17 protein-coding genes are annotated in these 21228 nt (G+C 59.0%); 11 read left to right on the forward strand and 6 right to left on the reverse strand.

Annotated features, from left to right (window positions below; genetic code table 11):
- The first annotated feature begins 87 nt into the window (after nucleotides 1-87).
- From E3E11_RS00260 to E3E11_RS00275, 4 genes are all read left to right on the forward strand, one after another.
- On the forward strand, nucleotides 88-792 hold the full coding sequence (locus E3E11_RS00260; protein WP_141450652.1) for a thioredoxin domain-containing protein: 705 nt from the start codon (nucleotides 88-90) through the stop codon (nucleotides 790-792).
- Nucleotides 793-898: 106 nt separating this feature from the next.
- A complete protein-coding gene (locus E3E11_RS00265) occupies nucleotides 899-5458 on the forward strand; it encodes an AAA family ATPase (RefSeq protein WP_141450653.1) in 4560 nt (1519 codons plus the stop codon).
- A gap of 227 nt (nucleotides 5459-5685) precedes the next feature.
- Nucleotides 5686-6375 (forward strand): metallophosphoesterase, encoded by a 690-nt coding sequence (locus E3E11_RS00270; RefSeq protein ID WP_141450654.1) that lies wholly within the window; start codon nucleotides 5686-5688, stop codon nucleotides 6373-6375.
- Entirely contained in the window at nucleotides 6365-6721 is a 357-nt protein-coding gene (locus E3E11_RS00275) for a chorismate mutase (RefSeq protein ID WP_141450655.1), read from the forward strand. The genes E3E11_RS00270 and E3E11_RS00275 overlap by 11 nt, the downstream gene beginning before the upstream one ends.
- A 5-nt stretch (nucleotides 6722-6726) precedes the next feature.
- Here the strand turns inward: E3E11_RS00275 and E3E11_RS00280 are convergent, their stop codons facing one another.
- Nucleotides 6727-6960 (reverse strand): hypothetical protein, encoded by a 234-nt coding sequence (locus E3E11_RS00280; protein ID WP_141450656.1) that lies wholly within the window; start codon nucleotides 6958-6960, stop codon nucleotides 6727-6729.
- A gap of 289 nt (nucleotides 6961-7249) precedes the next feature.
- On the opposite strand from E3E11_RS00280, the gene E3E11_RS00285 reads away from it, so the two are divergent.
- On the forward strand, nucleotides 7250-7984 hold the full coding sequence (locus tag E3E11_RS00285) for an orotate phosphoribosyltransferase (protein WP_231118923.1): 735 nt from the start codon (nucleotides 7250-7252) through the stop codon (nucleotides 7982-7984).
- Nucleotides 7985-8095: 111 nt separating this feature from the next.
- Entirely contained in the window at nucleotides 8096-8890 is a 795-nt protein-coding gene (locus E3E11_RS00290) for a glutamate racemase (RefSeq protein ID WP_141452005.1), read from the forward strand.
- A gap of 21 nt (nucleotides 8891-8911) precedes the next feature.
- Here the strand turns inward: E3E11_RS00290 and E3E11_RS00295 are convergent, their stop codons facing one another.
- The 5 genes from E3E11_RS00295 to fabI all read right to left on the reverse strand — a co-directional run bounded on the left by E3E11_RS00295 (nucleotide 8912) and on the right by fabI (nucleotide 15584).
- On the reverse strand, nucleotides 8912-9859 hold the full coding sequence (locus tag E3E11_RS00295; protein WP_194149553.1) for a polyprenyl synthetase family protein: 948 nt from the start codon (nucleotides 9857-9859) through the stop codon (nucleotides 8912-8914).
- 324 nt (nucleotides 9860-10183) lie between these two features.
- A complete protein-coding gene (locus E3E11_RS00300; protein WP_141450658.1) occupies nucleotides 10184-11206 on the reverse strand; it encodes a ribonucleotide-diphosphate reductase subunit beta in 1023 nt (340 codons plus the stop codon).
- Between the two features lie 80 nt (nucleotides 11207-11286).
- Nucleotides 11287-13146: a ribonucleoside-diphosphate reductase subunit alpha gene (locus tag E3E11_RS00305; RefSeq protein WP_231118924.1), complete on the reverse strand. Its 1860-nt coding sequence runs from the start codon at nucleotides 13144-13146 to the stop codon at nucleotides 11287-11289.
- A gap of 394 nt (nucleotides 13147-13540) precedes the next feature.
- Nucleotides 13541-14644, reverse strand: a complete 1104-nt coding sequence (gene aroC / locus E3E11_RS00310) for a chorismate synthase (RefSeq protein ID WP_141450660.1) — start codon at nucleotides 14642-14644, stop codon at nucleotides 13541-13543.
- A 91-nt stretch (nucleotides 14645-14735) separates the two neighbouring features.
- Nucleotides 14736-15584, reverse strand: coding sequence for an enoyl-ACP reductase FabI (fabI, locus tag E3E11_RS00315; RefSeq protein ID WP_141450661.1), 849 nt, complete (start codon nucleotides 15582-15584; stop codon nucleotides 14736-14738).
- A 298-nt stretch (nucleotides 15585-15882) separates the two neighbouring features.
- Between fabI and pdxH the strand changes: the two genes are divergently transcribed.
- The 5 genes from pdxH to E3E11_RS00340 all read left to right on the forward strand — a co-directional run bounded on the left by pdxH (nucleotide 15883) and on the right by E3E11_RS00340 (nucleotide 21002).
- Nucleotides 15883-16506, forward strand: coding sequence for a pyridoxamine 5'-phosphate oxidase (pdxH, locus tag E3E11_RS00320; RefSeq protein ID WP_231119062.1), 624 nt, complete (start codon nucleotides 15883-15885; stop codon nucleotides 16504-16506).
- 73 nt (nucleotides 16507-16579) lie between these two features.
- Nucleotides 16580-17515, forward strand: coding sequence for a universal stress protein (locus E3E11_RS00325; RefSeq protein WP_141450663.1), 936 nt, complete (start codon nucleotides 16580-16582; stop codon nucleotides 17513-17515).
- A 174-nt stretch (nucleotides 17516-17689) separates the two neighbouring features.
- Nucleotides 17690-19009: a 3-deoxy-D-manno-octulosonic acid transferase gene (locus E3E11_RS00330; protein WP_168189172.1), complete on the forward strand. Its 1320-nt coding sequence runs from the start codon at nucleotides 17690-17692 to the stop codon at nucleotides 19007-19009.
- Nucleotides 18999-20075: a tetraacyldisaccharide 4'-kinase gene (lpxK, locus tag E3E11_RS00335; protein ID WP_141450665.1), complete on the forward strand. Its 1077-nt coding sequence runs from the start codon at nucleotides 18999-19001 to the stop codon at nucleotides 20073-20075. Before E3E11_RS00330 ends, lpxK begins: the two co-directional genes overlap by 11 nt.
- 18 nt (nucleotides 20076-20093) lie before the next feature.
- On the forward strand, nucleotides 20094-21002 hold the full coding sequence (locus E3E11_RS00340; RefSeq protein WP_141450666.1) for a lysophospholipid acyltransferase family protein: 909 nt from the start codon (nucleotides 20094-20096) through the stop codon (nucleotides 21000-21002).
- Nucleotides 21003-21228 lie beyond the last annotated feature (226 nt).

Here is a 21228-nt window from a genome sequence, read left to right on the forward strand (position 1 = left end):
ACCAAACCCTCTGATATTCCCGGTGATATTCTCGGTTTAAATCGCCTTTCAGTCCGTTCACTTTCCTCATTCAGCCGGAGCCTGGCCATGCGCAGCCCTTATCGCCTCACCCGTCGTTCCCTTCTGGTCGCTGCGCCGGGTGCCCTGGCGCTCAGCGGTCTGATCCTCTCTGTGAAGGACAGCGCAGCAGCTGACGAGACTTCCGCCCCTGCCGACCGGGCACCCGCCAGCCCTCCGGCGCAAGCCGGAACCGTTGGTGCCACAGATCCCCGTCTTGCACCGCGCATCATCGGCAATCCCAATGCCAAGGTTCTGGTGCAGGAGTGGTTTTCCCTGACCTGCACGCATTGCGCCCATTTCGCCCTGACCGAATTCCCCCAGGTCAAGAAGGACTTCATCGATACCGGCAAGATCCGTTTCCAGTTCAATGATTTTCCGATGGACGGTGCTGGTCTGCTGGGCGCGATGGTGGCACGCAGCCTGCCTGAAAACCGCTACCTGCCCTTTATCGATGCCCTTTTCTCCCACCAGGTGAAATGGCTGTTCTCAGGCGGTGATCCGGTAGCCTATCTGGAGAAAATCGCCGCTCTGGCAGGGGTTTCCAAAGCGCAGTTCGATGCGATCCGCAATGACAAGGCCTATGCCGAGGCTCTCTACAATCAGGCCCATCAGGCAGAAGAGAAATACCATATCGAGGGCACGCCCTACTTCCGTTTCAACAATCTTGCCCTCCCCCAGGACCCGGGCAACATCACGAAATTTGCTGAAATGGTCAAAAAGGCTGCCAGCTGAACCGGCTTCGCTTCCATCCAGCCTGTCAGGGAAAGATCTCTGCATGGATCAAGTTTCCTGACAGGTCAGGAAACTGTCTGATCACTGCGCGGGCAGACGTGTTTTCATGACTGACCCCAAATCCCACAAGGCCGCGATCACCTCACTGACCCTCAGCGGTTTCAAGAGCTTTGCCGACGAGACCAGCCTGCCCATTCTGCCAGGGCTGTCGGGGATTGTGGGGCCGAATGGCTGCGGCAAGTCCAACATCGTTGAAGCGCTGCGCTGGGTCATGGGAGAATCCTCAGCCCGTGCCCTGCGTGGTGGCGAGAGCGACGACCTCATTTTTGCCGGCAGCCGGGGGCGCGCCGCCCGCAACCTGATGCGCGTGGCCCTGACCCTGCAGGATGCGCAAGGCCTTGCGCCCCCTCCGCTGACTGACAGCCCCGTTCTGGAAGTGCAGCGCCAGGCGGAACGGGAACAGGGCACCTCCTACCGTCTTAACGGCCGGGCCGTGCGCGTGCGCGATATCCATACCCTTTTTGCGGATCTGGCTTCCGGTGCCAGGAGCTCTGCGATCATCAGCCAGAATCGCGTCGGCCGCCTGATCAGCGCCAGGCCTGAAGAACGACGCCTGCTGCTGGAAGAGGCGGCAGGCATTACAGGGCTGCATGCCCGCCGCAATGACGCAGCGATGAAACTCCGCCAGACCGAAACCAATCTTGAACGCGCCCGGGAACGTTCCCAACAGCTGAAACAGCGCCTGGAAGAGCTGCACCACCAGGTCGAACAGGCCCGGAATTATCGCCGCCATGCCGCCACTGTCAGGGACTGCGAAGAAGCCCTTCTGCACCTGCAGCACCGCCAGGCCCGCTCCCAGGTGGAGAAGTTTTCCAGCCTTCTTGAAAAAACGCGGCAGGATCTGGAGCAACTCCAGCAGCACGCGCATCAACAGCAGAAACTCTCAACTCAGCTCCAGGCAGAACTCGCCAGGCACCGCCAGCAGCATGGACAGCTCGACCAGCGTTGGCAGGCGCTTCACCTCCAGGTTGAGCTGACCAGAACAGAGCTGCACCATGCCCGACAAACCGCTGCGGATCGCCAGGAGGAACAGCGCCATCTCGAGACCGAACAGGAACGGTGCCGGGCCGCCCTCACCTGCCTGCTGGAGGCCCAGACCAAAGACCATCACCAGCTGGAAATGCTGCAGGAGCGGCTGGAGACCTGCACAACCGCACTGCCACAGTTGCAACAAGACCACTTCACCGCAGTGCAGGCGCTCAAACAAGCACGTGACGCGCAGACCCACGCCCAGGTGACTTTCCAGACAGCTTCGAGCCAGAGGCAACGCCTCGTCCAACAGGCAGAACAATTTCAGAAACAACTGGCGCTTCTACGTGCAGAAAAAACCCAGCGGCTTGAGGAGCGGTCTCAGCTAGGCCAGAAACTCGCTGTCCGCCCCGCCCCTGACCAGCTGCGCGCTCAGCTGGCCCAGGCGCAGGAAGAGCACTCCCAACAGCAGAAACAGCTGGGAAATCTCCGGGAAGCTGAGCAGGAAACGCAATTTTCTGCGCGTCTCACCCGACAGGAATTCCAGCAGGCGGAAGCCGCTCTCCAGCGCCTGGATCATCAGGAAAAAACCCTTGCAGGCCGGCTTTCTACCCAGGCTGGCCGTTTGCACGATATCCAAAAGGAGATCACCTCTCACGAACGCGCCCTGCAGGCGCTGCCAGCTGCACAAATGCTGGAAGAAACCGTTCAGAAGGCTGAAAGCTTTCTCTCATTGGCCCAGAACGAGGTGAAAGAAGCCGAACTGTCCTGCAGCGTTCAGGAGCAGGAATGGCTTACCGTGCAGGGGAAAGAGGCACAGTCCCGTCAGCGCAGGGAAAGCCTGGAAGCAGAAGAGACACATCTGACCCAACGTCTCCTTTCGGAAGAAGCGGCCGTTGCGCGGAAACGCGAAGAGCTGGCCGTACTGACCGGGAAACTTCCACCGGATGCAGAGCTGCATCAGGCGCAGAACACGCTGGAGCAGGCTGAAAAGACTCTTGAAAAACAGGTACAGCTGCACAACGAAATGCTGGCAGAGCATCAGGCGCTTCAGGAACGCACTGAAACTGCCCGCATTGAACTCCGGGAAACTGAAACGGCTCTCCTGCGGTTGCAGAGCGAGAAAACAGGTCTCCAGGCCAGTTGCCAGCAATCTGCTGCTGAAGACGCACCGCAGCAGCCCTTTCCTACCCTTGCCACTGCGCTGGTTTGCCCGCCGGAACTGGTTGAAGCGGTTGGGAACGCCTTAGGGGCCTCTGTGGAAGGAAGCCTTGCCCCGACAGACACCGCCTCTTTCTGGCGCAGACTGCCCCCCCTTTCCCTACCCCCTGTCCGGGAAGATCTCCCTGCCCTGGCTTCCCTGGTCAGCGCCCCTCCTGAAGCCCAACGACGGTTGGAAACGATCTACGTAGTCGCTTCTGCAGAGGAAGCAGAACGCCTGCAGCCTGATCTGCGGCCCGGACAGCTCCTCGTTACCCGCGAAGGTACGATCTGGCGCTGGGATGGATTTGTCCAACGTGCCCCGACCGCATCATCAGCGACCCGGCAGCTGGCACTCCAGCAGCAACTTCGGGCCGTGGATCAGGCGCAGGCGCAGGCCCGCAGGAAGTTGCAAAAACTGCAGCCGGAAGTTCAGGCTCTCGAAGAGCAATGTAAGCAGGCACATGAAGCGCTGACAGCTTCCACGTCACATCTTGAAAGATGCCAGCACGCCAGCGCTGAAGCGGGCACCCGTCTCCAGGCTGTCCGACAGGCCCGGACCCTTCAGGGGCAAGCCTTGACACAGGGCCGCCAGCACCTCGAGCAGCTGGAAAAACAACTGACTTATTCCAGGGCCCGGCTGCAACAGGTCAAGCAGGCCCTCGCTGCCCTGACAGTCAGCGCGCCTGGAGCAGAAAAGCTTCAGAAAACGCTTACGGAAGCCCGCCACAGCCTTCAGCAATGCCGCCAGCAGGCGGAAGCTGCCCTGTCTGCTTACCAGAAAGCCTGTAATCAGCGGGAGGAAAGCAAAAGACAGAAAAACCAATGCTCCGAACGGCTTACAGAACTGAGACGCCAGCTGAGCCTGACTGAAACGGAAAAACGCGCCTGCCAGACCGAACTGGCGACAGTCACGGCAGACAGGGAAGCCTGTGAGCGTCACAAGGAGCAAAGGCAGGAAAAACTGCAGCTGATTGAGAAAGAACTTTCCAGCCTCCAGAACCAGCAGAAGGCCCAGATGCACCAGCAGAGTCAGCAGGCAGCCCTTTGCGCTTCACTGGACACGCAGCTTGCTTCCCTGCTGGAGGAAACTCACGCCCTGCACCAGGGTCTGCAAGAGCTGCAGCAACAGGAACAGCAGGCAGCCAACCTGCTGACGCGCCATGAGACTGAACTGCAGATGGTTCAGCTGGAACTGTCGCAGCTTCCCCCCGAGGCTGACACCTACCAGCTTCTGCAGAAGGCCAGCGAAACCTGTCAGGCTCAGGAAAGGGCAACTCAGACCTTGCAGGAGGAAATTCAGCAAACCCAGCAGGAAATTCACCATGTTCAAAGCCAGTCGGAAACGCTCGAAGGGCGGATTGAAGCGCGAAAAGCTGAAAAGACCCGCCTGGAAACAACCCGGGATCACCTGACAACGCGTTTCGCCCATCTCCGGGCCCAGGCTGAAAGGTCCGAACTGAAAGAACTGACACGCGCGCTTGATGAAAAGACCCGCAAGCTCGCCAGCCTCGAAGAAGAACGCGCCGCGCAGGCTGCCCAGCTTGAGGAGGCTCAAGCCAGCCTGGAAGCGCATGAAGCCGCAACTGTCGTTGCCCGCAAGCAGCTGACTGAAAAACGTGAAACAGCCCTTGGGCTTCAGGCACGGCTGGAGCAGGCCCTGGAAACCCGTGACCGGCTCCAGGAGGAACGGCCTCTCCCCTCATCTCCTGCGCCCCAGCTCTCCTGCGCGTTTGAAGGCCTGAGTGAGCGTGAGATCAGAAAGTTGCTGAAAGAAGCCCTGAACGCACGTGAGGGCCTGGGCAGTGTCAATCTGTGCGCTGAAGAAGAATGCACCACCCTACAAGGGCAATACGATCAGCTGGCAGCAGAACAGGCGGATCTGCAGGGCGCGGTCTCACGCCTTGATACCGCTGTGCAGACCCTCAACCGCGAAGGCCGCGCGCGCCTCAAACAGGTCTTTGCGGAAATGGACAGTCAGTTCCAGTCACTTTTCTCACGCATGTTCGGAGGCGGCCGCGCCCATCTGGGGCTGGTCGGGTCCGAAGACCCCCTTGAAGCAGGACTGGAGATTTTCGCCCAGCCACCCGGAAAGAAACTGGCCACGCTTTCCCTCCTGTCAGGCGGGGAACAGGCCCTGACCGCCCTGTCGCTGATCTTTGCCGCCTTTCAGTGCACTCCGGCCCCCCTCTGCGTGCTGGATGAAGTGGACGCACCGCTTGATGATGCCAATGTGGAGAGGTTCTGCGCCCTGTTGCGCGACATGACCCGCCAGACCGGTACACGCTTTCTCGTTGTAACACACCACCAGCTCACCATGGCGCATATGGACCGCCTGTTCGGTGTTACGATGCAGGAACGCGGGGTCAGCCGGCTGCTATCAGTCAATTTTGACGAGAGCCTCGCCCTGCTGGACAACACCTCTCAAAGCGCCTAACGACGGAGAAAGCGGGGCGGGACTGTACGAAATCCACTCTCTCGCTTGACGATTTCGGCCCGACAGCGGAAAATCCCCCTCACATATTCATACTTCGCTGTAATTCCTTACTTCCACCATCGCTTTTGCCTGCTCCTTTCTGGAGACATGCAGGAAGGGGTGTTACCTAACCCCATTTCAGGAAAGTCCGAACCATTTTTGCTGAGCCGTCTTTTTCCCCATCCGCCCTGAAGCGCATACGCGAACATGGTCTGCGTGTGGTGGGAGACGTGCATGGCGATCTCACCGCATTCCGGCACGCCATCGCTACGGAACGTTACGTCATTCAGCTGGGCGATCTGGTTGATCATGGTCCTGACAGTGCTGGTGTGCTCGAACACATGCTGGAACTGCTGGAAACCCAGCGGGGCATGTTCGTGCTGGGCAATCATGACCGCAAGCTGGGTCGGGCCCTAGAAGGGCGGCGCCTGCGCCGCGACCAGGCGTTGGAGGAAACCCTGCAGCAACTTGGGCAGCCCCATAACCTGGAACTCGCCCAGCGGGCCTATGAAGCCATTGCCCGCGCCCCGGCCTGGCAGCGGATCGGCAACCGCCTCTTCGTCCATGGGGGGTTTCACACCGCCATGCTCAACGAGCCCCCGCCCGCTACCGGCTTGGCAACCATGTCCGGTCCGCTTTCGCGCGCGCTGTTCGGCGAGACGACTGGGCGCATGCAACCTGACGGTTATCCGGAACGCCTGCTCAACTGGATCAACCGGATTCCCCCCCATCTGACGGTCTATGTCGGTCATGACCGCCGATCCACCGACGGACGTCCCTGGAGCCGGACCGGCCGCCAGGGCGGGGAAGCCATTTTCATGGATCTGGGCGCAGGCAAAGGCGGCCACCTTGCCTGGGTGGACCTCAATGAAGAATGAGCCCGGGAAAAACGAACCTGGCCAGCCCAAGGCCAGCCCCCCTTCAGAACTGACGCAGCTCCGCGCCTCTATCGACAATATAGATGCGGCCCTGATCTACATGCTTGCAGAACGCTTCCGCTGCACGGATACCGTGGGATGCCTGAAAGCCATTCATCAGCTCCCCCCCACGGACCTGGAGCGGGAAAATCAGCAGCTGACCCGACTGCACCAGATCGCTCTACAGGCCGGGCTGCCCCCTGCTCTGGCAGACAGATTTTTTCGTTGCATCGTTGAAAGCGTCGTGACGCGTCACCGCCAGTTTGCCCGGGAGTTGCCTCAGGAGAAGCCGTCACAGGAAAAGTGATGCGCTCAGCAATCGCAGCCGCGTGTAGGGCCGCGGGCCTGGCGTATAAGATGATGATCTATCCATTCCGCCACCAGACGCCGCGCCTCCGGCAAGCTGGCTTCAGGATGGTATAATCTGTAAAGCGTGGTGCAGGCAGAAAAAATACGTACTTCCTCTGCTCCGCGTTCCTTCAGCTCCAGATAAGCCGTTACAACAGCACGTTCGCAACGACGACCGATATGTTGAACTCTGAGCATGGGTGCTCCTTCAAGAGCTCTGGAAAGCCGGGACACGACACAACGATTGTGCAAGGGGCGCACGGCAAAAGGGGCCGGCAGGTTCTGGAGCGCGTCTTTTACCAACGTTCAACCCTTATAGAGCGGCCGTCGGAGCAGGGAAACCCTGGCAATACCTCGCTCTGATCTTTCTTCTCTTGCTCCAGAGCCCGTTTTTATATTTTCCTCCTGATTACGCCAGGCCAGGCCCTGCCTTTTCCGGGCTTGAGCTGCTAGATCCGTAAGCACCCCATGTAAAGCGGAGCCTATGATGAACGCACCCGTTTCTTCCATCAGTCGCCATACCCAATGGGACCGTGATGCGGCCCTGACCACCGCAAGAATTCTTCTCGAGATCAGAGCGATTAATTTCCGCCCCCAGGACCCCTATACCCTGACCTCGGGATGGAAATCCCCTGTCTATATCGACTGCCGCAAGATCATCTTTTTTCCGCGCGCCCGCACCAAGCTCATGGAACTGGCAGTCGAGAAGATCGGCCGTCATGTCGGTTATGAAAGCATTGATGCTGTCGTCGGCGGGGAGACGGCCGGCATTCCCTTTGCCGCCTGGATGGCAGACCGCATGATGGCGCCCATGGCTTATGTCCGCAAGAAACCCAAAGGCTTCGGCCGCAACGCCCAGATCGAAGGCGATGTCCCGGAGGGAATGCGCACTTTGCTGGTTGAGGATCTGACCACGGACGGCGCCTCGAAAATCCGCTTTGCACGTGCCCTGCGGGAAGCGGGCGCCATCGTGGATCACACCTTTGTCGTCTTCTTCTACGGGGTTTTTCCGGGCGCTCAGAAATCCCTGGCCGATATGGGCATCACCCTGCATGCTCTCTGCACCTGGTGGGACGTGCTGGATGCCTGCGCCAATGGAGAATATTTCTCCAACGAGGACAGCGCGGAAGTTCGGCGGTTTCTGGAAGATCCCTGCGCCTGGTCGAAAGCCCATGGGGGCGTCGGAAGCCTGGAAGAAGCGCTGGCTTACAAGAAAAACTGAAACGGGTTCTCCATGTCTTTCAGCGTCTCTGCAGCTGAGCAGACCAGCCGGGAAGACCGGTCTGCAAACCCCTGCCCGCGCATTCTGGTTTTTGATTCAGGCATTGGCGGCATGGGAACTGTAGGGGCCTTACGCACCCTGGCGCCGGACCTGCTCATTGATTATCTGGCCGATACTGCCCTTTTTCCCTATGGCGAGCAACCGGATCATGTGCTGATTTCACGCCTTGTCATGCTTCTGACAGAAGCGACCCGCCTGCTCGGTTCCACGCTGGTGGTCATCGGTTGCAACACGGCCAGCACCCTGGCCCTGCCCGCATTGCGCCAAGCGCTGGATGTGCCGGTGGTCGGGCAGGTGCCGCCTATCCGCTGGGCAGGACGGGTTTCGCGCACGCGCACGATCGGCCTCCTCGCTACCTCCGCTACCGCGCGACGCGATTACGTGCGCAAGCTTCACACGGATTTTGCGGCAGATTGCCGCCTCATCATTCATGGAGGGCGGGCGCTGGCCGACCTGGCTGAGCGAGCCTTTGCAGGCGAAGATCTGCCCCTAACTTCCATTGCTCATGAAGTCGCCCAGCTTTTCAGCCAGCCTGGTGGTGAGAACATCGACACTATCGGGCTCGGATGCACGCATTACACATTTCTGATGCCCTTTTTCCGCCAGCTCGGCCTCAGGGACGTTCTCTGGCTTGATCCCGCACCTGCTGTCGCCCAGCAGGTTCTGAGGCTCGTCAATGCCTCAGCTGCCCCTCCCGCAACAGCCAGGGACTCTGCCCCTCAATCGCGCCGGGGCGTTTTCCTCATGACGGCCCTGCCCGAGCACACAGCTGAATTCACCAGCCATCTCAAGGCCTTTGGCTTCAGCGGCTGCCGTGTCTTCATACTCTCAGGTGCCTGCGCCTGAAATCTTTTCCCGAAAGCAGATTTAACGTGCCCGGTTGACAGCGTAAGTCACCGTGCGGATCAGCAGAGTTTTCAACTCGCTTTCCGGAAAGATCTCCAGCGCTGCAACCGCCCGATCGGCATAAGCCGCAGCCCGTGCAAGCGTAATTTCGATTGCGCCGGTTTTTTCAATCAACGAAAGCGCTGTGGGCAGGTCGTCAGGTGTCTGCTCATTCTTCTCGATAACCCGTTCCCAGAAAGCCCGTTCCTGCGGTGACGCCGCCCCGTAGGCAGCCAGCACAGGCAGCGTGATCTTGCCTTCACGCAGATCATCACCAACCGTTTTGCCCAGTGTCTGCTGGTCAGCCGCGTAGTCAAGGGCATCATCAACCAGCTGGAAAGCCATGCCCAGATTGGTGCCGAAACTCTCAAGCGCCTTTTCTTCAGCCCCCTCTTTGCCTGCCACTACCGCCCCCACACGGCAGGCTGCGGCAAAAAGTGCGGCTGTCTTGCCGTGGATGACTGTCAGGTAGCGCTCTACCGGCGTGGAAAGATCATTCTGGGTCGACATCTGCAGCACTTCACCTTCAGCGATCGTTGCAGAAGCCTCGGAGAGAATGCTCATCACTTCCAGTGAGCCGTCAGCTGTCATCAGCTGAAAAGAGCGTGCAAACAGGAAATCCCCCACCAGCACTGAGGCCTTGTTGCCGAAAAGCGCATTGGCTGAGGCCGCACCGCGCCGCAGGGCACTTTCATCCACCACATCATCATGCAGCAGGGTGGCGGTATGGATGAACTCCACACAGGCTGCCAGCCCCACATGGCGCTGTTGTTCAGGCGTATGGCCGTACCCGCACAGACGGGCCGAAGCCAGGGTCAGCAGAGGCCGCAGGCGCTTACCTCCGGCAGCCACCAGATGGGCCCCCAATTGCGGGATCAGGGGGACGGAGCTCTGCATGCGGTCAATAATGGCCTGATTGCAGGCCTGCATATCCCCTGCCAGATAATCCGACAGCGCCTTGAGAACATCTTCTCCGCCCGCGTCACTGATTTCCTGGACACTGCCAGCGTCAGAAACGGAACGGGAAGCGGCAGGGGATGCAACCAAGGATCACTACTCCACGCCCGGATGTTTTCACTGAAACATCCGGTTTTGTGACATATCCACCAGCGGACAGTCTTGCAAAGAATTCAGGCAAAATATGCGAGCCCTGTGCCGACCGGTCAAGCCATCAATCCGGCTCTTTTCAGGCCTCTTTTCCAGGGATCCCGTTTTGACTGTTCCCTGGACAAGCGTGCCTGAAAAACAGCGCGCTCAGGAGAAGACGTTGCTTTCAAAAGCTTCTTCCCAGCTGCCCTGGGTGGAGGCGCGGGAATATTCTGTCGCACGGTTTTCAAAGAAATTCGCATGCTCCACCGCATTCAGCATGTCATCCACCCAGGGCAGCGGGTTGTCATCAATGTGATAGATCGGATCAAGACCCAGCTGGGTCAGGCGGCGGTCAGCGATGAAACGGATATAACGCTTCACCTGAGAGGCATCCAGGCCTTCCACCGGCCCCATCTCGAATGCGAGATCAATGAACGCGTCTTCATGCGTTACGGTAGTGCGGCAGATTTCCGTCAGTTCCTGCTGGAACTCTTCGGTCCACAGTTCCGGGTTTTCGCGGATAAAGGTCCGGAAGAGCCGAATCATGGAAAGACAGTGCAGGGTTTCATCGCGCACGGACCATGAGACGATCTGCCCCATCCCCTTCAGCTTGTTGAACCGCGGGAAATTCAGCAGGATGGCAAAGGAGGCAAAAAGCTGCAGCCCTTCCATGAAGGCCCCGAAGGCTGCCATGGTAAGCGCAATGTCTTTTTTACTGTTGATATTGAAGGACTGCATGTAATCATACTTGTCCTTCATCTGTTTGTATTTCAGAAAAGCTGAATATTCATCTTCCGGCATGCCGATCGTATCCAGGAGATGGGAATACGCCGCAATATGTATGGTCTCGATATTGGAAAAGGCTGAAAGCATCATGAGCACTTCAGTCGGTTTGAAAACCTGACTGTAGTATTTCATGTAAGCGCCGTTCACCTCCACGTCGCTCTGCGTGAAGAAACGGAAGATCTGCGTCACCAGGTTGCGCTCGCTTTCCGTCAGGGTGCGGTGCCAGTCCTTCACATCATCTGCGAGCGGAACTTCTTCAGGCAGCCAGTGGACACGCTGCTGGGTCAGCCAGGCGTCATAGGCCCAGGGATAACGAAAAGGCTTGTAAATCGGATTGGCGACCATGAGATTGGCTTCACCTTCCGGCAGGCCAGCGGGCGTTACCGACTGCGCTTCGCTCATTTTCATTCCTTCTCGACTCTTGTTGCAGACAGGAGAGTGTTTTCAGGGAGCACGGAGCACGACCCCTGCTCCGGCCTGCCTTACTGGCAGGACAGGCATTCCTCGTATTCCGTCTGGCCGTCCTTCTCGGGATGGCGCTCGGTAGCCTGCGGGAGATGATCGTCATCCCCTTCCATGATGTCGCGTTTGGCCGCCACATTGGAAACGGTATCGGCACGCTGAACTGAAAGGGAGCGGCAGTAATAGAGGGATTTAACCCCTTTTTTCCAAGCCTCGTAATGAATCCGGTTCAGGTCACGCTTGTGAACGTCGGCCGGCAGAAACAGGTTGACCGACTGCGACTGGCAGATAAAGGGCGCACGGTCAGCAGCGTGTTCGATCACCCAGCGCTGATCGATCTCGAAAGCCGTCCTGAAAACGTCCTTTTCCTCCTGCGACAGAAAGTCCAGATGCTGGACCGACCCCTTGTTCAAGGTGATGGAGGACCAGGTCTCATCCGTATTGCGGCCGTATTTCTCCAGCACGGGCCCCAGATGACGGTTTCGGACCGTAAAGGAGCCCGACAGGGTTTTCTGCAGAAAGACATTCGCGCTGATGGGGTCGATGCCCGGGCTTGCATTGCCGGCGATGATGGAGATGGAAGCCGTCGGCGCCACAGCCATCTTGTGCGAGAAACGTTCCTGTACCCCGTAATCAGCCGCGTCAGGGCATGGCCCCTTGGTCTGCGCCAGATCTTTTGAAGCCTTCGCCGTCTGTTCGGCAATATGGGAAAAGATTTTCTTGTTCCACACCTTGGCCATCACACTGCCGAAGGGGATCATCTTGCTCTGCAGAAAGGAGTGAAAACCCATCACCCCTAGCCCGACCGATCTTTCCCGCATGGCGGCATAGCGGGCATTTTTCATGTCATCGGGCGCATTATCGATGAAATCCTGCAGGACATTGTCCAGAAACAGCATGATGTCAGCAATGAACTGCGGATCATCCTTCCACTGGTCCCAGTATTCGAGATTGACCGATGACAGGCAGCAGACTGCTGTGCGCTTGCGCCCGTGCTGGTCGATCCCGGTAGGCAGTGTGATCTCCGCACAGAGATTGGAGGTCTTGACCTCCAGTCCCGCCAGCCGGTGATGCTCCGGCTGAGCGCGGTTCACGGTGTCGGAAAAGACGATATAGGGCTCGCCCTGCTCCATACGCGCCGTCAGGAGGCGAATCCAGAGGCTGCGGGCCGAAACCTTGCGGATCACGCTGTGATCCTTGGGTGACAGCAGGGCCCATTCCTCATCGGCCACCACCGCCCGCATGAAATCATCAGAAACGAGCACGCCATGGTGAAGGTTGAGCGCCTTGCGGTTCGGATCACCGCCGGTCGGGCGACGCATCTCGATGAATTCCTCGATCTCCGGATGCCAGATCGGCAGGTAGACCGCAGCCGAACCACGGCGCAGGCTGCCCTGACTGATAGCCAGTGTCAGGCTGTCCATCACACGGATGAAGGGGATGACGCCCGAGGTGCGTCCATTGCGCCCGATGCTTTCACCGATCGAGCGCAGATTCCCCCAGTAGGAGCCGATTCCCCCGCCCTTGGCGGCCAGCCAGACATTCTCGTTCCAGAGATCGACAATGCCCTCAAGGCTGTCTTCAGCCTCGTTAAGGAAGCAGGAGATCGGCAGGCCGCGATTCGTTCCGCCATTAGAGAGAATCGGCGTGGCAGGCATGAACCAGTGGCGCGACATGTAATCATACAGGCGCTGCGCATGCCCGGCATCGGCTCCGTAACGCGACGCGACACGGGCAAATAGATCCTGATAGCCCTCGCCTGCCAGGAGGTAGCGGTCATCTAAAGTGGCGCGCCCGAAGGGAGTGAGCAAAGCATCACGCTCATGATCCAGATGCACCGGTGCGCGGCCAGGCAGCTGGATGTCAGGCTCGAACAACATCGGCTCGTCATTCCCAGGCTCTGCTTTCCCGGCAGCCTCAGAGGCAGCAGAAGATCCGGGTATTTCGGCATTCGCCGGCCTGATCAACTGGTCGTCCTGGAAACTCATCGCTTTATCCTCGGGCAGATTTTTCAACCGACGCCGCGTGCATCTCAGCGTTCTTCAGCGTCATTTCTGATCTCGTTTTTTCACCCCACTGCATCCCACGCAGAAGACCTGCGGGCAAGCAATCTTCTCTCTTGAAAAATGCTGGCAATTATGCCTTTGACGCATATCTTGGGGTCAGTCAGGAAATAGCAACACTATATGGTAAATTATAGGTGCTTCCTCCACCCTCCCTCTCCCGGCTCAGGCCCCGGATGTTTCAGGTGGCACTGCAGTCAAAGCGGGCACCTCAAAGAGCAGGCAGGTTCCAGCCGCACTGAGCATGGTGCCTCAAAAGCTGATCGGCCAGAACACAGGCCATCATGGCTTCCGCTACCGGTACCGCCCTGATACCCACGCAGGGATCATGGCGCCCTTTAGTGCGTATATCGATTTCCTCGCCCGTACAGGTAAGGCTCGGGACAGGGGTCAGGATGGAACTCGTCGGCTTGATCGCCAGCCGCGCCACGATAGGCTGCCCTGAAGAAATGCCCCCCAGAATGCCCCCTGCATGATTGCTACGGAAAGTCGGCTGACCCTCTTTCCCCCTGCGCAGGGGATCGGCATTGTCTTCCCCCCGCAACGATGCGACGGCAAATCCGTCCCCGATCTCAACGCCCTTGACGGCATTGATGCCCATGAAGGCACCGGCCAGCTCGGCGTCCAGCTTGCCATAAACCGGCGCGCCCAGCCCTGCCGGCACGCCTTCGGCCAGGACTTCCACCACCGCTCCTGTTGAGGAACCCTCCTTGCGGATACCTTCCAGAAAATCAGCCCATGCCGGCACTGTCGCAGCATCGGGACACCAGAACGGATTGCGTCCGGTCTCATCCCAGTCCCAACGGGCGCGGTTTATGCCCAGGCCCCCGATCTCGGTCAAGGCCCCGCGAATCTTCAGCTCCGGCCCGACCAGGATTTTCAGGACTTCGCGCGCCACTGCGCCGGCAGCAACCCGCATGGCGGTCTCACGGGCCGAGGCACGCCCGCCCCCGCGATAATCGCGAATGCCGTATTTCAGGTCATAGGTGAGGTCAGCGTGACCGGGTCGGTAGGCGCGGGCAATCTCACCATAATCGCGTGAACGCTGGTCCGTGTTCTCGATCATCAGGGAAATGGGCGTTCCGGTCGTTCGGCCCTCAAAAACGCCTGAAAGGATTCTGACCTGATCCGCTTCCTGCCGTTGCGTGGTAAAGCGGGACTGCCCCGGGCGACGACGGTCCAGCCAGGGCTGGATATCGCCTTCACTCAACGGCAGGCGCGGGGGGCAACCATCAATCACGCAGCCGATGGCCGGACCATGGCTTTCCCCCCAGGTCGTGACGCGAAAGAGCTTGCCGAAACTGTTGTCAGACATCAGACGCGATTACCCACTTTCTTTTCCCTGACCTGTGCACCGCAACCGCTTTTCTAAAGATCATCCAATCAGGCGGCGGTCAGGCAGATCGTCAATCGCCACTGCGCAGCGTCAGATCTGGGGCTTCAGGATTTTTCATGCCGATGATGTTATAGCCGCAATCGACATGCTGGATCTCGCCCGTCACCCCGCTGGACAGGTCGGAAAGCAGGTAAAGCCCTGCACCACCGACATCCTTGAGAGACACATTGCGCTCAAGGGGGGAATTCAGCTGGTTCCAGCGCAGGATATAGCGGAAATCGCCGATGCCGTTTGCAGCCAGGGTCATGATCGGCCCGGCAGAAATCCCGTTCACACGGATATTGTCACGACCGAGGTCAACGGCCATGTAACGCACCGAGGCTTCAAGTGCGGCCTTGGCCACGCCCATCACGTTGTAATGCGGCATGACGCGCTCTGCGCCCAGATAGGTCAGCGTGACCAGGGAGCCGCCCGGATTCATCATCGCACTGGCCCGGCGGGCCACAGCGGTGAAGGAATAGCAGGAAATATCCATGGCCTTCAGAAAGGCGTCACGTGGCGTGTCCAGATAACGGCCGCGAAGATACTGCTTGTCCGCCCAGCCAATGGCATGAACGACAAAATCAATCTTGCCCCAGACTTTCTCGATCTCATCAAAGGTCGTATCGATCGCTGCATCATCACCCACATCACAGGGCAGCACCAGCGAGGAGCCCACGCTCTCAGCCAGGGGCCGCACACGCTTGCCGAGCGCCTCACCCTGATAGGTGAAGGCCAGCTCGGCGCCCTGGGCGGCCACAGCACTGGCAATCGCCCAAGCGATGGAATTCTTATTGGCCACTCCCATGATGACACCGCGCTTGCCTGCCATCAGGGTTCCAGCGGGAAACCCCAGTGTATTGTCTTCGGTTTCAGACATGTTCTAGCATCCTGCTCGTAAATCCAGCCACGTATTTGCTAAAACAGGTGGTTGCACAAGCGTCGCGCAGGAACAAGAGGCTGCTGCCCCCGAGCAGTTTCTCAGGGCTTTTCCGGCCGGCTGAAACGCCTCTTCCGGCAACCTTGCCTTTGCCCGTCTTTTTGCAACGGAGATATCCTCCATGGCCGATTCCCCCGCTTCCGATCCTGCTTCTTCCGGTTCCGGCAGTTCCCAGCCTGCTCCTCCCAAGCACAATAATCACAATAATAACGATATCGGTGCTCTGCCTGCACAGGAACTGCCTGATCGCCCGCTCATTGATCTGACGGCCGATCCCTTCACCCTGTTCGGAAACTGGTTGCACGCAGCCGAAGAGACGGAACTCAACGACCCCAATGCCATGGCCGTCGCAACCGCTACCCCCGACGGGCTGCCCTCTGTCCGTATTCTGCTGCTCAAGGGAATGGACAAGAACGGGTTCGTTTTCTACACCAACGCCGACTCCCTCAAAGGCGAGGAGCTGAGGGAAAATCCGCAGGCGGCCCTTCTGTTTCACTGGAAGTCGCAACGGCGCCAGGTCCGTATTTCAGGACCGGTTCAGCCGGTCAGCAGTGAGGAGGCAGATGCCTACTTCGCCTCCCGCTCGCGCCTCTCACAGCTGGGCGCACTGGCCTCAGAGCAATCCCGCCCCCTGATTGACCGGGCCGTTTTTGAAAAACGCCTCAAGGACGTCCAGACCCGCTATAAGGATGAAGAACATATTCCCCGCCCGGAAAACTGGAAAGGGTACCGGGTCGTGCCGACTTCCTTTGAATTCTGGCAGGAGCGGGCTTACCGGCTGCATGATCGTGCCCGGTGGCGCAGACCGGCTGACCTGTCAGGGGAAGCGCCTGGCTGGATGGTCACCCGGCTTTATCCCTGAATCTTCACTCACGGCCGTGCTTCAGCCCGCAGCCTGATGGTATTTTTTTCAAAGTCCAAGGACAACTTCTTCAATGGCATCCTGGATCCGCAACATATTTCTTTCCCTCAACGGGACGACGGATCCCGCGCCACTTCTGAGAAGTGTTCTGGTTACAGCCCATCATTTCAGGGCCGGCATCACCGCTGTCCTGCTTGAGGGCCACACTGTCGATGAAGCCCCTCTGGCCGGCAATGGGCTGGCGGTCGGTGCCGTCAGCACCCTGGTGACTGAATCGCGTAACCGCCTTTCATCACGTCTGGAGGACATCCGGGCCACTTTGGAGGGGCTGGCCGAAAGGGGCCAGCTTACCTGGTCTGAAAGCACCTGGGTTGCCGGCAAACCCGCCAATCCCCTTTATCCCCCCGCAGGCGGCCCAACCCCCCATCTTCATCTCATCCGCTCCAGGGGTACGCTTACACGCACCCTGAAGGCCTTTGCCCAGCTGACAGACCTGGCAGCACTGCCGCATCCACGCATTGAAGACGGATCGACCGCCACCCAGATCCGCAATGAGCTGCTGCGCCAGAAATGTGTGCCGCTTCTGCTGGCGCCTCCTGAAGGCCTGGCCTCGTCACCGCAACGCATTGCCATCATATGGAATGAAGCGCTGGAAGATATCCGGACGCTGCATCAGGCCCTTCCCTGGTTCCAGGCCGCCCGAACCGTTCACGTTCTTCCCACTTCCCCTAAAGCGGCCAGAAGCGCGCCACAGCTGCTGGCCTATCTGCAGCTTCACAAAGTCGCAGCCGTCCTGGAACCCTTCACGTTGAATAGTGCAGTGGGGCCGGACGCTTCAACGACCAATCTCTCAGATCCAGCCAATCTGCTGGCGCTCATCGAACAGCTTTCTGTAGATCTCGTTGTCACCGGCCTGCATGCCACCGGCAATCTGCGCAATCTTCTGCTCGGTCCCCCTAATGACAGCATTGCCCAACAGGCGCTGCTCCCGGTGCTGGCCTGCGGCTGAGATGCGCCTGCATCCATTGTTCTTGTTCGCGCTCTTTTCATGACTTCGCCTGCACGTCCGGAGCGCGCAACACGGCAATGGCGTAAATGGCGCAGCTACAAACGGAAGAAGGGGCTTCCCCACAACTGTGCAGCGCTCCTGCTTTCCTTGCTGTGGGGGGCCATGATGAGGTGCATGGCAGGGCCTCTGCGCCTCTACCTGCGGCGCCGGGCACGACAGAAACGTGAAATCTCCCCCCGCCTGGCAGAACGACGCGGATTTGCTACCCTGCCCCGTCCCCCAGGGCCGTTGCTCTGGTTACATGCGGCCAGTGTCGGGGAGACACGCGCAGCCTTCGGATTGATTGAAACCCTGCTGGAGACAGAGCCTGACCTGCATTGCCTGATAACAACAGGCACCTGTACCAGCGCCCGGCTTGTGGAAGAACTGGATACTTTCGGAAAGCGCGTGCTGCACCAGTTCATTCCTCTGGACGTTCCGCGGTGGTGCAAGCGCTTCCTGGCATATTGGCGCCCTGACGGTTGCGTGTTTCTGGAAAGCGAGCTCTGGCCCAATCTGCTTGAAGTCTGCCGCCAGGAAAAGCTGCCGGTCATGCTGGTCAATGGCCGCCTGTCCGAGCGCAGCCTGAAACGCTGGAAACGTTTTCCAGGGGTTGCAGACTGGCTGCTTGAAAGGGTGGCCTGGATCTCTCCTGCCACTCGTCATGATCTGCTGGGTTTTCAGAAGCTTGCGGGAAAATCTTCAGATTCCGGCTTCCATCCCCTACAGGCGCAGCTGTTACCGCCCCTTGACCTGAAACAACTGGCTCCGCCCCTGCCCTGTTCGGAAAGCCTGCTGAGGGACTTCACCCGCCGTCTCTCATTACCTTCTTCTTCCCCTTCCCGCCCCGCCAGGCGTCCTGTTTTCCTGGCTGCTTCCACCCATCCGGGCGAGGAAGAACTTATAAGAAGAAGCGTTACGCTGATCGGGCAGCGTGTGCCTCATCTGCTTACCATCATCGTACCCCGTCATCCGCAGCGCGGCCCTTCCCTGAGCCGAAGCCTCGGGGTGCCCTGCAGAACAGAACAGCCTTTTCCCGCACCCCAGGACAAAATCTGGATTGCTGACACGCTGGGTGAACTGGGTTTGTACTACAGGTTGGCTGATGCCGTATTGCTGGGACATTCCCTGCAACCGTCCGGCAATGGGCACAATCCCTACGAGCCTCTCGCCTTCCGCAAGCCAACCGCTGTCGGACCCTGGACGGGAAGCTGGCAGACAATCTGCCAGTCCCTGGCATTACCTGTCCTTCGCAATGAAGCTGAAATTGCCGACTGGGTCACTGAAAAGCTGACTTCCCCTAGGGCCCTGTCCTTTCAAAACCTGCCCTCCAACAGCACAGTTCAAGCCCCGGAACACGCCAGCACACAACCCTCTACCCTGGCTGAACTGCAGCGGATGGCGCTCCGCATTCTGACCACAATTTCTCCCTATCGTTCCAGAAATGAGACTTAAGGCGCCCGCTTTCTGGAATTCCCCACGTGCTTCCATAGGCGCCCTGCTCCTGTCTCCTTTCGCTCTCCTGACGCGCATCGCAGGCTGGAAACGCCAGCGCCACTGGCCTGTCCATCTTCCCGTTCCGGTTATCTGCTGCGGCGGCATCACTGTCGGGGGAACCGGCAAAACGCCCCTGACCCTTGACCTGCTGCAGCGCCTGCAGAAACGGGGTTACACCCCCCATGTTCTGACACGCGGTTACGGGGGGAAACGCCGCCGGGGCCGCGTCAGTTTTCGCGACACTGCCCGAAGTGCCGGAGACGAAGCTCTGATTCTCGCCCAGCACGCCCCGACCTGGTGCGGCAAAGACCGAGTATCCAACGCCCGCCAGGCCATCGCAGCCGGGGCTGACTGCCTTGTAATGGATGATGGCCTGCAGGATCCGAGCCTGTACAAGGATCTATCCATCCTGACACTTGACGGCCAGGTCGGACTCGGCAACGGCCAGCTTCTTCCTGCCGGGCCCTTGCGTGAACCGCTCAAGCGCCTTCTGAAACGCGTTCACCACATCGCCATCCTGGGGCCTGATGCCCATAATCTGCATCACTGCCCGGAATTTGCCGGCCTGCCGGTCGATCAGGCCTATTTCGCCGCCTCTCCGGAAAATCTGCGTGAGCTTTCAGACCGTCGTGTCATCGCCTTTGCCGGTATCGGACGACCTGGGAAATTCTTCGACATGTTGAAAGCCTCAGGTATCCAGCTGCTGCGCGGGCTGGCTTTTCCCGATCACCATGTCTACTCCCGCAAGGACCTGCGCCGCCTGCGCCAGCTGACCCATAGAACCGGCACTGTGCTGGCCACCACCCAGAAGGACGCGGTCAAACTGCCAGCCGATTTCCGGCATAATCTCTGCATTGTGGAGACAGAACTGACCTGGTCTGATCCGCGTGCGCCTGAAGACTTCATCGATCGTCTCTTGGCCAGCTGGCCGCGCCTGCAGGCCCAAGCCCAGAAGAAGCTGGCCCAAAAGAAGATTGACGCCCACCCAGTCTCCGCTCAGACCTGTCAGAATGAGCGAAGCTAAACTGTATTTGCGCTATCTATGACCCGCCGGCACCTGAAAGACAGGTTGGAAGGTGCCCTGCTCCACCTTCTTCTAGGCACCATCACCTGCCTGCCACCCACAACCGCCTCAGCGCTAGGGGGAAAACTGGGGCGCTGGATCGGGCCTTGGCTGGCTGGGTCGAGAATCGCACACCGCAATCTGGCACGCGCTTTTCCACATCTCAGTCTGACAAACCGCAAACAGCTGTTGGAAAAGTGCTGGGAAAATCTGGGCAGCACTCTTTTTGAGTTTCCCCATCTAGGCAGCCTCCCTCAGGCCGGGAACACCGGCAGGGGCTGGCGCATTGAAGGCCGTGCCCATCTTGAGGCGGCAAAGGCGAGCGGGCGGCCGGTAATTTTCTTTTCGGGCCATCTGGGCAACTGGGAACTGATGCCCTTACTCGTGGCCCGGGAGGGGCTGGCCTTCGCGCCTTTTTACAGAGCTCCCAACAATCCCCAGGCCGACCGTCTTCTGCGCACACTGCGACAGAAAATCGCCGGAACGCAGTTGCCGATGTTTGCCAAAGGCGCGCGCGGGGCCCGGCAGGCCATGGCGCATCTGGCGCGGGGCGGGCATCTTGGAATTCTGGGCGATCAGAAGATGAATGACGGGATTGCCTGCCGGTTTTTCGGTCACTCGGCCATGACCGCCCCGGCCGCCGCGGCGTTGGCCCTGCGCTTCGATGCCCTTATCGTCACCGGCCATGTCCAGCGTGAGGGCCCGGCACGGCTTGTGCTGAAAGTGGACCCGCTTCTGGATTCCCGGCAGTGGCAACGCCGGAATCGCCCGGAAGCTGTGGAGAGCCTGACCACCCGCCTCAACGAAGTGCTCGAAGGCTGGATCCGGGACTGTCCCCATAACTGGTTATGGATTCACCGCCGGTGGGATAAATCTTTTTATCGCTGATAAACCCCTGAATTTTCTTTCAAGGAAAATATTTCTGATTTTTCTGTTCCTCACGGTAGGAGGAAGCTGAATTCTTGGAGAAAAAACTGCTAAAGAGCATTTTCAGGTAATTAAATTACTTAAAATATCAATTATCAGTAATAATATTTCTTCACTTAACTTATTCTGACAGGCTTTTTCTTAAACCACAATCCATGCACATCTTACATGGTAGAATTGCAACACT

It is taken from the genome of Oecophyllibacter saccharovorans (assembly GCF_006542375.1).
GTDB lineage: Bacteria > Pseudomonadota > Alphaproteobacteria > Acetobacterales > Acetobacteraceae > Oecophyllibacter > Oecophyllibacter saccharovorans.

Excerpts from the sequence above, each read along its gene's own strand:
- E3E11_RS00260 (WP_141450652.1), top strand. The coding sequence starts at position 88 with ATGCGCAGCCCTTATCGCCTCACCCGTCGTTCCCTTCTGGTCGCTGCG.
- E3E11_RS00265 (WP_141450653.1), top strand. The coding sequence starts at position 899 with ATGACTGACCCCAAATCCCACAAGGCCGCGATCACCTCACTGACCCTC.
- E3E11_RS00275 (WP_141450655.1), top strand. The coding sequence starts at position 6,365 with ATGAAGAATGAGCCCGGGAAAAACGAACCTGGCCAGCCCAAGGCCAGC.
- E3E11_RS00280 (WP_141450656.1), bottom strand. The coding sequence starts at position 6,960 with ATGCTCAGAGTTCAACATATCGGTCGTCGTTGCGAACGTGCTGTTGTA.
- E3E11_RS00285 (WP_231118923.1), top strand. The coding sequence starts at position 7,250 with ATGAACGCACCCGTTTCTTCCATCAGTCGCCATACCCAATGGGACCGT.
- E3E11_RS00290 (WP_141452005.1), top strand. The coding sequence starts at position 8,096 with ATGGGAACTGTAGGGGCCTTACGCACCCTGGCGCCGGACCTGCTCATT.
- E3E11_RS00295 (WP_194149553.1), bottom strand. The coding sequence starts at position 9,859 with ATGCAGGCCTGCAATCAGGCCATTATTGACCGCATGCAGAGCTCCGTC.
- E3E11_RS00300 (WP_141450658.1), bottom strand. The coding sequence starts at position 11,206 with ATGAGCGAAGCGCAGTCGGTAACGCCCGCTGGCCTGCCGGAAGGTGAA.
- E3E11_RS00305 (WP_231118924.1), bottom strand. The coding sequence starts at position 13,146 with ATGTTGTTCGAGCCTGACATCCAGCTGCCTGGCCGCGCACCGGTGCAT.
- aroC (WP_141450660.1), bottom strand. The coding sequence starts at position 14,644 with ATGTCTGACAACAGTTTCGGCAAGCTCTTTCGCGTCACGACCTGGGGG.
- fabI (WP_141450661.1), bottom strand. The coding sequence starts at position 15,584 with ATGTCTGAAACCGAAGACAATACACTGGGGTTTCCCGCTGGAACCCTG.
- E3E11_RS00325 (WP_141450663.1), top strand. The coding sequence starts at position 16,580 with ATGGCATCCTGGATCCGCAACATATTTCTTTCCCTCAACGGGACGACG.
- E3E11_RS00330 (WP_168189172.1), top strand. The coding sequence starts at position 17,690 with ATGGCAGGGCCTCTGCGCCTCTACCTGCGGCGCCGGGCACGACAGAAA.
- lpxK (WP_141450665.1), top strand. The coding sequence starts at position 18,999 with ATGAGACTTAAGGCGCCCGCTTTCTGGAATTCCCCACGTGCTTCCATA.
- E3E11_RS00340 (WP_141450666.1), top strand. The coding sequence starts at position 20,094 with ATGACCCGCCGGCACCTGAAAGACAGGTTGGAAGGTGCCCTGCTCCAC.